This window comes from Streptomyces sp. ISL-36 (genome assembly GCF_018614205.1).
GTDB lineage: Bacteria > Actinomycetota > Actinomycetes > Streptomycetales > Streptomycetaceae > Streptomyces.
Window position 1 is genome coordinate 90525 of the sequence record NZ_JAGGOS010000084.1, and the last position, 12997, is coordinate 103521.

Annotated in this window: 2 protein-coding genes and 1 pseudogene; 1 reads left to right on the forward strand and 2 read right to left on the reverse strand. The window is 66.4% G+C overall.

Annotated elements, in window-relative coordinates; all coding sequences use genetic code 11:
- Positions 1-934 precede the first annotated feature (934 nt).
- Together J7E93_RS37290 and J7E93_RS37295 are read right to left on the reverse strand one after the other, a co-directional pair.
- Entirely contained in the window at positions 935-1921 is a 987-nt protein-coding gene (locus J7E93_RS37290; protein WP_308368744.1) for a LamG-like jellyroll fold domain-containing protein, read from the reverse strand.
- Positions 1848-5411, reverse strand: a pseudogene (locus J7E93_RS37295) (ricin-type beta-trefoil lectin domain protein); the annotation flags it as partial. The pseudogene J7E93_RS37295 and the gene J7E93_RS37290, both read right to left, overlap by 74 nt.
- Before the next feature lie 367 nt (positions 5412-5778).
- Here J7E93_RS37295 and J7E93_RS21980 point away from each other — a divergent pair.
- Positions 5779-12997 (forward strand): ricin-type beta-trefoil lectin domain protein (locus tag J7E93_RS21980; protein ID WP_215071644.1); only part of this gene is annotated, 7219 nt, incomplete at its 3' end.

The window sequence follows — 12997 nt, forward strand, 5'->3', positions numbered from 1 at the left end:
GTGGTACACGTCGGCAACTGGTCAGCGTGAGCTCTGCAACACCTGGGGACGCCTGACCGAAGATGCGAATCGTTGTACGCTCCGAAGACCGCCCTTGACCTGCAAGAAGCAGGCAGGGAGCAGACAAATCGGGAGTTTGTCCATGCTGCGTACCATGTTCAAGTCCTACATCTAGCATCCGGGTATCTGTGCAGGTGAGGGCCATGGTGATCGGGCTGAGGTCAGCAAATGGTCAGCATCGGATCTGATGGAGTCCTGCCGTGTCGGCCTTCGGTTGCGGCAATGGGTCCTGGTCCAGTGATGCTCAGGCGCCCATTGCGGGATTCGGCGCGTCGTAAAGGCTGCAGCGGGAGCAGGTCGGAGTTTGAGGACAACCGCCAAGCGGCGCCAGCGCGCCGGACATCCGTCGCGCGGCCATCGCCCTCTTGGGAGGGCGAAGGCGCGATTTCTTTGCGCACTTGGCAGGCCGCGGTTCGGCTACGACTCTCCTGGTGAGGACATCACCAAAGATCCCCGTGCGGCTGGACGAGTGCGAAGTCCGCCGCCGCAGCGCTTCGCAGAATCAGCCCTCAGAGTTGGCGGCGCGCTGCTCTGCTTTACGGGCCTGCATTCGTGCTGCACGGCCGGGGTTGGAGTTGTACCAGAGCGCGTACGTGGCTGCCGCGAGGCTGGGATCGTGAAGAAGATCGTCCGGCTACCCGCCTTCACCTTGTGATGCAGGGCTAGCGCGAAGCTGCCGAGGACCGGGACTGCGTAGGACCTCAGTGCTAGCGCGAATTTCGAGGACATAGGGCGGCACTCTACGGATCGTGCTGAACTGAAGGAAGTCCGGACGTTGCCGAGGTTCTTCTGCGTTCGCAAGGGGCGGACGGATGATCCAGCGGGGTGGTGCGCGCTTCGCGCACCACCCCGCTGTTGGCCGGTGAGGGACTGATCAGTCGAGCTGGGTGATTCCCGGCAGCTCACCCGTGGCCGCAGCGTTCGCCGCGGGCAGCGCGGTTGGGTAGATCCGCACGTCGCTCACCGCACCGTTGGCGTATTCGCCGTACACGCCGTTATATACCTTGCGGCCGATCTGTACCCCACTGTCTGCGTTCCAGGGAATGCCCGTGTACGCATGCGCCCCGGCCAGGCGGCCGTTCACGTAGATCAGCAGCTGGTTCGCTGCGGCGTCGTAGACGCCGACCAGGTGGGTCCAGCGGCCGGTGGCCACCTGTGATCCGAAGCCGTAGGCGGCCGTAAAGGAAGAAGTCGCGGTGCCGTCGGTGTGGCGGCCGAAGGCCCACGCCTTTGCGCCGGAGGAGTAGTAGAGCTGAAATCCGCTCACGTTCCCCACGGAGCCCGACTGAGAAACGAACGTTGAGTTGCTGGTCAGCGATCCGAGCTTGACCCAAGCCGAGACGGTGAAGCTTCCGGCGGTGTTCACCGCGGGTCCCGTGGTGGCCGCGTACCCGGTGGTCCCAGAGAGCTGGAGCACCTTCCCACGGGTGGCGTCGGTAGTCCACGTGTACGCGCCGGAGAGCGTGGCGCTGAGGCTGCCGGGGTCGTCGGCCGTCAAGGTGCCTGTGCCCTCGTTCAGGCGCCAGCCGTGGGTGGCGGTGTTCCCCACTGCGCCCAGCGACGCGGGGGCGGTGAACGCGGCGACGGGGCCCTGGGGGGCTGCCCCCGGGTACTCCAGGAGCTGGCCGGAGTTGTCGACCGCGTACAGCTCGGGGTGACGGTCCGGGCCGCCGGCGGCGCTGTTGAGATCGCCTGGAGACATCACCGCCGGGTACTTCGCCAGGGGGAGGACGGACCAGCGGCGTGGCTGGGGTGCCCTGCCACCCCGTGGTGGCGCCGGTGGTCCAGTTCTGGGGCGCCGTTCCATTACAGGTGTAGATCTGTAGCTGGGTACCGGCGCTGCTGCTGCCGTTGGGGTCATCCAGACACTTCCCGGAGGTTGGGTTGACCAGGCTGCCGGAAGCGCCGACGGTCCACTGCTGGGAGCCGCCGCCGTGGCAGGTCCAGAACTGAATCATGGTGCCGTTCGCCGAGCCACCGCCGTAGACGTCGAGGCAGCCGCCCAGGGCGCGGATCGTGCCGTCGGACATCAGGCTCCAGGTCTGGGCGCGGGTCTGGTTGCAGCCCCACACCTGGACCTTTGTGCCATTGGCCGTGCCGCCGTTGTACACATCGAGGCAGAGCTTCCCGCCGCCGGCCGCAGCCACGCCGGCGGTGAAGGCGGTACGCACCGGGGCGTGCAGCAGCGCGGGCACCAGCGTTTCGGGGTCCACAGTGATCGGGAAGGTGAGCACCGAACCGCTGATGTCGTCGCGGGCCCAGAGGACTGGGGATCCGCCGGTGACGCTTCCCTTACCGTCGGCACCCGTGGTGAGGCTGCCGCCGACCGTGCCCGGGCCGAGCAGCGTGTAGCCGGACCAGTCACCGTCGCCGAGCAGCAGCGGATGCTTGAAGTGGCCGCCGCCGTTGGTCTGGTAGATCCACAGCTTCTTGTCTTCGACGGTGATGACCGCCGGATAGTTGCCGCTGTTGCCGTACACGTTTCCGGGGGTGACGAGCTGCTCGATGTTCCAGGCGCTGGCGTTGTATCCGGCATTGCGGCAGCGTGAGGGGTCTGCGACCCAGTCCTCCGCCTCGCAAGGGTCCTTGGGTACGACGTTGAAGCGCTTGCCGATGAAGCCGCCGTACGTCGAGTAGGGCACCCTCGGCCAAGTGTCGTCGGCGGCCGGGTCGAGGTCGTTCTTGACGATGTAGAGCTGGTGACTCTGCTTGTTGAAGGCGAACAGGTCGTCCACATCCGCGCCATGCAGGTTGCCGCGGTGTGCGATGAGGTAGTTGTTCCAGCCTGAGCCGTCGGGGGACTGCGCGGGAGTTGAGACAGTCACCGGGCCGCCCGCCGGCGTGGTGGGCTCGGTCAGCGGGCCGGTCTGTGCCGGCGCCACGGGCTGCGCGCCGTCGGTGTTGCCGGGCAACAGGACCAGGTCGCCGGTCCGGGTGGTTGCGAGGAGATCGGGGACCCCATCGCCGCCGATGTCACCCGGGGTGATCTTTGTGTCCGGGTTCCATGGGGCTGTGTATGTGTAACTGACCGGGGCCTGCGAGAGGTTGCCTGCCTTGTCGACGGCGGCCACGTAGAGGGTGTGCACCCCCCAGGCCGTCACGGGGACTGTCAGCGTCGCTGTCGAGGCTCCGGTGCCGTCCGTGCCGCCGACCGGCACCGAGGTTCCCACCTGGGCGGTCGGCTGACTGTCAAGCCGCCACACGAAGTGGTCTACACCGCTGCTCAGGCAGGGGCCCGGGGTACAAGTGGCGGCCGGTGTCCGGTCGGCCGCGGAGATGCTGAACTGAGTGGTGCGGCCGGGGCCCGCGTAAACGACAGGGCTTCCTGCCCCGCCACCGACCTGCGGGAAGGAGGGGTTGGCAGCGATCTCCGGGGTTTCCGGCGTGCTGAAGTCCGTGCGGAACCAGCAGTGGGGGGAGCCGACCGAGGTCAGATGAGCGGTCGAATTGGTCTTGGCGTAGACAGCCCAGCCGTACTCGTGGCCGTCCTTGAGGGTGACGCCTACGGGTACATCGGCGTCCGTTCCCGAGGCGACGTACGGGCTGTCGGGCGTCGCGAGAGTGGTGGGGTTGCCGTTGGTGAGGACGGTGCGGTCCCAGAAGTCGTAGACGGCGCTGGCGAGTTCACCAGTGACATTTGTCGTGACCGTGGCGTGCAGCTGGAGGTTGCTGCCCGCGGCAGAGTAGGACGTAGCGCCGACCCAGCCGAGTCCACTCGTGACACATGGCCCGGAGGCTCCCGTGGCAGAGGGGGTGGTGTACAGGTTCGTGGGCTTGTTCGGCGGAATGTCGAAGGTCGTGATCAGGGTGATCACGGTGGAGAAGCGCAGGTAGTTGTCGTTGCTGCTGGAGATGGTCTCGTCACCGAAGAGGCCGACCGTCCACCAGTCCGTGCCCGAGTCGGCGATCTTCTGCGCCTGGCCGGTCACAGTGAAGCTGGCGGTGTGATTGCTGCAGCTGCTGTTGGAATTGGCAGCGCTGGGGATGGTTGTCCGGACTGCCGCGTACGTGCTATCCAGCGTGGCGGGCTTGCTGTTCCAGTCTGTGGCCGAGTTGATCGAGCCTGTTGTGTGCAGGGTGATGGGCTGGTCCTTGGAACAGTCCCAGCTCGCGGCGTACGTCGAAGGCACCGAGATGATGGCCTTGGAGACCACCATCTCGGGTGCGAGACCATTGGTGTTGATGGCGTAGTACGAGCGTTCCAGGCCCACACCGCAGGCCCCGCCCCAGCGCTGATAGCCCACGCCTTCGCCGTTGGTCTGCGGCTTGTCGTACTGGGGGCTGTCAGCGCATTGCGAGCTGGAGTACACCTCGGTGTAGTGGCCAGACTTGCTCGAAACCGGGTTCGTGTATGGGTCGATGTAGATCGGGTACACGGTGTTCGGGTCGCCGAGTATGGCCGGGTCCGGTCGCAGCGTGACGGCGGACGAGGAAGTTGTCATGGGCACCGGGTCGACGAGTGCGCCAGCGCCCGGGCCGTCGACCGAGGAGACTGGCTGGGGGGCGGTAGCGGGATCTGCGTTGGTCAGGAGAGCCCGATCGGCGGAAGAAGAGGTATGCGGCGCCGCCGCCTTGGCATTGTTCGAGGAGACGGCCGACTCGTTCGGCGTGGCGGAGTCCCACATGATCGGGCGGGGCGATATGTAGTCCAGGGTCCCGTCCGCGGTCTTCGCCTCCATGCCGCCAGACTCGGTAGAGGCCAGCTCAAGGCCCTCTGCCGAGACCGCGAGCCGCAGCTCCTTGACGCGAGGGTCGGACGCCGCGGCCGCGTCATGGACGATCAGTACGTCGCTGAATCCGCCCTGATCGGTGACGGACACCGACAGATCGACGCCGGGAAGGACTGAGCGGTAGAGCGCCGTGTCGTCGGATACCGTCGGGGCCGGCAGGGGGAAGGGCATGGTCAGCGACAGCTTGTTGCCGTCCTCATGACTCAGGCGGGCCACCGGCCCGGTACCGCCTCCGGAAAGCACCACTCCGTGGGGGCTGGCTGTCGGTGACCAGCTGCCGTCCTGGTTCTGGTGGAGCGTTGCATTGACCGGCACCCAGCCGCCGTCCTTGTGGACCCGGACGGGCATGAGGCTCGTAGTGCTCGTGAACGAGCCATCCGCGTTGGCCACTATTTCGGAGGTCGCCGTGGTGAGCGCGTCAATCGGGACTGCTTCACCGCTTTCGAGAGCCTCCTGCTGTGCGATGAGCATGCTGCTGTCGGCCGCGGGCTCTTGGACCGGGGCTGCCCAGGCTGGTGCAGCGGGAGCGGAGAGTGCGACAACGGTCAGGCCGCACAGCAGCCTTTGGGGCAGCTTGAGACGTCTCGTCTTGTTTGGATATCGGGCAGATTGGTAAAGCATGAGTCAATTCCCTTCCAAGGGTGAGCATGTGGAAGAATGGATTCCCCCATTTGCGTCTGTGGTGGCGTCACGGCACTGCGTCGCAGGGGGTGTGGGTATGCCCGATCGGCTGGGCTTTTGTCCCTCATAAAGTGGGGCACATCGCATAGTTGTGTGTGACTCGTTTCAGTCGAATGGCAGGGCGAGTCACGGTATTGATTAAGTCCCAAGAACATCAATAGCCTCCCGGCGATCATGCGTTTCGCGTGTTCGATAACTGCAGCGTTCCGATCGGGGCGCTGGTGGGTGGGGGCATTGGATGGCTGGTCGGCGTCGCTGGTTTGCGAGTACGAGATTTCGGCTGTGGGGCGGTACGTCGCTTCTGGGTGTGGCGTTTTTGGCCACCCTGGCACTGATCCTGCCGTTGGCGTTCGTTCAGGGCGTCGATCTCAGGCTGCCGGGCCTTGGTAGCGACGACGACTGGGAGGACCGCAGTGGCCAGGCCGGGCATCACAGCTTCAAGGGTGAGGTCTGGAACCCCAAGCAGGTGCCCGCTGCCTCCGGCGTGGGCGGCCACGCGCTGTCGAAGGGCCCGGTGTTGGGCCACCCAGACGGCTACCGGCCGTTGAAGGCGTACCAGGCTCAGCAACCGTCCTGGCCGAAGGCCGGCTCCGCCACGGTCCAGTTTGGCAACGGCGTGAGCGCGAGTGAGGGCGGAAGCAAGTCCACGAACCGACTCGTCAAGGCGGGGGCCCTCCCCGTTTGGGTGGCACCCGTCGGCACCGGCAAGGCCGCGGGGGACCCCAAGGCCGCCACATCGCCGACCAGGGTCCGCGTCCAAGTGGCCTCGCACGAGCGAGCACTCGAAGTCGGGGCCAACGGCATGCTGCTCGCCGTGGCCCCCACCGAGCCGATGGCTGCCACTGGCGAGGTCCAGGTCGTCATCGACTACGGCAAGATTGCCAAGGCATCCGGCGGCGGCTACGGCTCCCGCCTCCAACTCGTCCAGATGCCCGCCTGCGCCCTGACGACCCCGCAACTGAGCCAGTGCCGCACCCGGACCACGATCCCCTTCACCAACAGGGCCACGGCAGACCAGCTCACCGCCACCATCAGGCTCGGTGCGGCCCCCGCTGGAGAAGTTGGCAAGAATGCCATGACTGTGATGTCTGCCCAGGAGCCCGAGGGCACAGTCCTTGCGGTGACCTCGGGTAGCGGTGGCTCACAGGGGGACTACGCGGCCACATCCCTGAATCCCTCCGGGAGTTGGCAGGCCAGTGGCACCGGGTCCTTCACCTACTCCTACCCGATCTCCGTCCCCGCCGGTCTGGGCGGCAACGCGCCCTCCGTTGCTCTGTCGTACGACTCGCAGGTCGTGGACGGAAAGACCTCGGCCCGAAACTCCCAGTCCTCCTGGATCGGCGATGGCTGGAACTACGACCCGGGCTTCGTCGAGCGGACCTACCGCAGCTGCGGCACCTTCCGTGATGCCAACGGCGACAAGATTCTCAAGGGCTCCGGCGACAACTGCTGGAGTGGTGCAAACGCGCAGATCTCCTTCGGCCCGCACTCCGGCGTCCTCGTGCCCGACACGAAGGATCCAAGCATTCCCGGCCTGTTGCGCCAGTGGACGCTGCGGGGCGACGACGGCACGATCGTCCAGGAGCTGTCCGGCGCCGCCAACGGCCTTGAGGAGGGTATCTACTTCCGTGTACTGACCACCGACGGCTCAGCCGCCTACTTCGGCTCGAATCATGCGCCGGTCGGGGTTGGCGCCGCAGGTGTTGCACAGTCCGGCACCCCCACCGACGCGAGCACCGACTCCGCCTGGGGCGTGCCCGCCTTTCATCCGCAGTCGGGCGATCCCTGCTACGACGCGGCGAAGGGCAAGGCTTCCCGCTGCGCCAAGCCCGAGGGCTGGCGCTGGAACCTCGACTTCGTCGTCTCACCGAACGGCCTCGTTCAGAGATACGACTACTCCACCGAATCCAACTACTACAGCCTCGGCGGTGGCCAAGCGCCCGACGGTGACTTCGGCACGCTCACGTCGTACGTCCGCGGTGGGGCACTCGCCTCGATCTCGTACGGCTACACGCTCGCCGACGCGCTGGCCGAGCGCACACCCTCGGCACAGGTCGTCTTCAACTCCAAGCAGCGCTGTCAACCGACCGCCACGTTCACGGACTGCTCGGCCGGCAACCTCAAGGACGAAACCTCGCCGCACTGGCCGGACACACCGTGGGATCTGCACTGCGACTCCACGGACACCACCACGATTCCGGACGGTGCAACGTCGGTCCCCAAGGACGTCTGCGTCATCGCGGGCCCAACCTTCTGGGCGACCACGCGCCTGGATAGCATCACCACCCTCGTCCACGTTAAGGACGTCACGACGGACAAGCTGTTGCCGGTCGACTCCTACCAGCTTGCACATGTCTTCTCGGACGCGGGCGGCACCGTTGACCCGGTCACCGGCACCTCCGTCGACCCGGAGCACTCGGGCTTCCTCCAGGCCGTCATGTGGCTCCAGACGGTCCAGCACACTGGCAAGGACACGTACGAGAACGGCAACAGCGACATCACCTTGAACAAGGTGGCGTTCACAGGCACGGAGATCGACAACCGCGTCAATGACGTGATGCCCTCTGCACCCCCGCTGTACCACCCCCGTATCTCCACGATCCAGACGGAGACCGGACAGTCGATCGCGGTCGACTACAACCTCGACCCGTGCGCCGGCAAGACACTGTCTTTCGCCACGGCCGACTCGAACACCAACTCCTGCTACCCCGTGTACTGGAACGTGCCAGGGGCCTCGAAGCCTATTGAGGACTGGTTCAACAAGATCACCGTCCGCACGGTCACCACGTCCGATCTGACGATCGCCACCGCCTACAAGCCTGATGGAACGGCGGCCCCGGCCGGCTCCTCGTCACGGGTCTCCAGCTACACCTACGCGGGCGCGGCCTGGCACCGCGACGACTCGCCGTTCACCGACGACGAACACCGCACCTGGGGCCAGTTCCGCGGCTTCCGCAAGGTCACCGTCCAAACGGGCCGTGCCCCTGAGCCCGTCACCCAGGCCGTCTCCACCTACCTCCAGGGCATGGACGGCGACTACAAGGCCGATGGCACACGCCGCGTGGTCACCGTGGAGGCCAAGGTCGGTGGGGCGGTGGTCCAGACCCTCACCGATTCCGACCAACTGGCCGGCACCGAGGTACAGAAGGACGTGTACACCGCAGCGGGCGGCACCATCACCGCCACCAGCATCAACGCGCCCTTCAGCTTCACGAGCACCGTGACCAGCCCCCAGACGCCGTGGAGCAGTTGGGACCAGACCGACCATCAGGGAGAGACCAGGCCGGCGCTCTCCACGCTGCCTCCGTTGACCGCGTACCGGATGCAGAGCACACAGAGCCACGGCTACGCGCGCCTCGCCGACGGAAGCTGGCGACACACCCGCACCGACACGACGTACGACCCCCAGGGCCGTGTCTCGGCGGTCGACGCACACGGCGACGTGAGCGACGCGAGCCAGGAGAAGTGCACCACCACGGCCTATGCAAGCGCGCCGGCAACCAACCCGCAGATGGCCTCGTACCCATCCCGTGTCACCACAGTCCACGGGCCCTGCGGCACCGCGGTGAGTTCCGCAACCCTGCTGTCCGACCAGAAGATCTACTACACGGGCGACGGCACCCTCGCGGGCCTCGGAGCCTTCGGACAAGTCTCGGCCACTGCAGCGGCCACCGGCGCGCAGATCGCAACCGGCTTCACCGGCACCACCGAAAACTGGCAGACCACCGCTGCCATTAAGTACGACGGCATAGGCCGCGTCACCGACTCGCTGGACGCGACTGGCCAGAACACCCACACCGACTACCTGCCGTCCTGGAGCTCTGCCGGCAACAACACCACGCCCACGACCGTCAAGACCACAAACAGCCACAACTGGGTGGTCACCTCGACGCACTCGCCGCTTCGCGGGCTCGAGACTCAAACCGTCGACGCAAACGGCCGCAAGACCGAAATCACCTACGACGCGCTGGGCCGGCGCACCGCAGTGTGGCTGCCCGGCCGCGACAAGGGCGCCGGTCAGAGCGCGGACCGCACCTTCTCTTACTCCATCAACCCAGGCGCCGTCGCAGCCCCAGGGGACACGGTCACCCAGCCTGGCGCACCCACGTCGGTCACCACGAGGACGCTCCGCGAGGACGGCACATACTCCGCCACCGTCGCCATCTATGACGGCATGCTCCAGCCGCGCCAGACGCAGAGCACCCCTCAGGGCGACAGCGACACCGGGCGGATCATCGCCGACACTTTCTACGACTCACACGGCTGGCCCGTCACTTCCTACGCCCCCTACCTCGAGCCGAGCGCGCAGCCGTCCAGCACGCTCTTCGCCGCGAACGAGAACCAGATCCCGTCCGAGACCACCACGGCCTACGACGGCCAGGGACGGACCATCACCTCGACGCTCTGGCATCAGGCGGTCGAGCAATGGCACACGTCCACCAGCTACCCCGGCGCCGATCAGACGCATACCACTCCACCGGCGGGCGGGCGAAGCACCGCCACCTACACGAACGCGCTCGGCCAGACCGTGCGCACCGTCGCCAAGAACACCGACGCCATCGTCACCCTTGTCGGCGGAGAAGTGATTCCATCGGGCACCTCGCTGGCCTCCAACAGCGTGCGCCTGACCATGCAGGCAGACGGCAACCTGGTCCTGAGCGCACTCGCGACCGGCAAGGCCATCTGGTCGAGCGGCACGGGCGGCAATGCCGGGGCCTACGCCAAGTTCGGCACCGACGGCAACCTCGTCGTGTACACCACGTCCGGGGCCGTGAAGTGGACGACGGGCCTGACCACCACGACGGGCTCCACCTTCCAGATCCGGAACGACTCGACCATGGCGGTGGTCGCCACGAACGGCTCCACGGTCCTTTGGAAGCAGGGCACCGCGGGCGTGGTTCCGGCGGCGAACTCGACGACCAACTACACCTACACGCCGGGCGGCCAGATCGCCACGGTCAAGGACAACGCGGGCAACAGCTGGTCCTACAGCTACAACTTCCTCGGGCAGAAGGTCTCCCAGTCGGACCCCAACACCGGCACTGGCACGTTCGACAAGTACGACCTCGCTGGCAACCTGCTTCAAACCACCGACCCGCGCGGCCAGGTGCTGTCGTTTACCTACGACTGGAACAACCGCCGCACCGGCGAATACACCGGCCCGTGGTCGGCGACCCCGGACCCGGCCGAGCAACAGGCCGCCTGGGTGTACGACACCTTGGCCAAGGGCTACCCGACCTCCTCGACCCGCTACGTCGGCGGTGCTTCCGGCAAGGCGTACACCAAGGGCGTCATCGGTTACAACACGGCCTACCAGCCTCTCGGTAACACCCTGACCATCCCTGCCACGGAAGGCTTCGCGGCAGCGGGCCAGACCGCTGCGCCCACAAGCGGCACGGTCACCTACACGACCACCGCGGACTACACCCCCACGGTCGGCCTGCTGTCTACCACTCACTACCAGGCCGACGGCAACCTGCCGAGGGAGGACGTCGACTATGGCTACACCCAGCAGGGCAACCTGGACACCTTCGGCGGATACATCAACGCGGCCAACACCCCTGCCTACCTGTCCGCGACCGTCCACGACGCCTTCGGCCGTGTCCAACAGGCCAACTACGGTCCCAGCGGCAAGCAGCTGGCCATCTTCGCCCAATACGACACCACGACCGGCCGGATCACCCAGACCTCCAGCATGGTGCAGACGTCCGCCACTGCGCTCGACGTCGTGAGCTACCGGTACAACCAAGTCGGCGAAATCACCGCGATCGACGACCTGCAGAACAACACCACACACGACACACAGTGCTTCACCTACGACTCCTTCCAGCGGCTCACGCAGGCATGGGCAGACACCGCGGGAATCACCTCTCCGTCCGCAGCGCCCGTGGGTGCGATCGGCGGCTGCAATAGTGGTCGGGTCCAGACGACGAGCAGCGGACAGATCAAAACGACCACGGTCGGCGGCCCCGCCCCTTACTGGCAGACGTACACCTTCGACCACCTCGGTGACCGCACCGGCATGGTCAACCATGACCCGGGCGGTAACGCGCTCGCGGACACCACACAGTCCATCACCTACCCGGGCGTGGACGGCACCATCGCGGCGAACCTGCCCAACCAGGCTGGCACCACAGTCAACGGCAACCCCACCAACGGCACCGCGACCTGGAGCAACACCTACACCGACCCGGCGTACGGCAACAAGAACGCCGGCAACACCATGACCCGCAAGGTCGCCACGACGGGCCCGCTGGCGACAGGGTTCGCCCTGTCTGGCGGCGGCAAGCTCTGCGTGGAGAACGCCGGCGGTGCCATCACGCCCGGCACCAAGGTGCAGATCAACACCTGCTCCAGCACCAGCACTGCACAAAAATGGACCATCGGCGGGGACGGCACTGTCAAGGTGCTCGGGATGTGCCTGGACACCGCTTCCAACGCCACCACCGCGGGCTCCCTCGTGGTGATCGACACGTGCAGTGCCGACACCACCCAGAAATGGAAGGCGACCACCACCGGGACCCTCGTCAACGCAGCCAACAGCGCGTTGTGCCTCACCGACCCAGCGGCGAGCGCCACCAAGGGCTCCCAGCTGACCGTCGCCACGTGCGGCAGCGCCGGGCAGGTGTGGAACACAACGACGACCGGCTCGGTTCCGGCAGGTCAGACTCAGACGCTTACGTACGACGCCGAGGGGCATACAGCCTCGGTCACCACTCCGTCTGGCACCACCAGCACGCTCAGCAAGTACCTGTACGACGCCGACGGCAACCTACTCATCCAGACCAGCGCGGTCGGAGGAGCGGACAAGACCCGGATTCTGTATCTGTTCGGCGGTGCCGAACAGATCACGCTCAACGTCACGGCGAAGAGCTGGACCGGTCTGCGCCACTACAAGGGCCCAGACGGCACCATGATCACACGCACCAGCACGGGCGCCGTCAGCTACCAGGTTCCGAACGCGCAGGGCACGTCGACGACGTCCGTTGACGCGGGCAGCCTCCTTGCCACGCGCCGGTACTACGACCCGTACGGCAATGCGCGCGGCCCGAAACCCACATCCTGGGTGTCCGCGGACGAGAACCGCGGGTTCCTGGGCCAGCCGCTCGACACCGTCACTGGCATCAACCTGCTCGGCGCACGCAACTACGACGCTTCGACGGGCCGCTTCCTCAGCCCCGATCCGATCTTCCAGGCCGGCGACCCCAACCAGATGGGTGGTTACACCTACGCGGCAGACAACCCGGCCAGCGCCAGTGACCCCAGCGGTCTGGACGCCTGGTACAACGACCCGGCCATGAACAAGTGCGTGGTCGACTGCCAGCAGTCGACCACGACCACCACAATCACAACGACCTCGTCCGGCGGAGGAGGTGGCGAAGACGACGACTGTGACGGCTTCTTGGGCTGCACCGGCTACTACATCGAGAAAGCCGCGCCAGTAGTCGTCGTGATCCTGGTCGTTGTCGTCATTGTCAGCGCCGTGGTGGTCTGCACCGACGGAAGCCTAGGTGTATTGCCCTGTG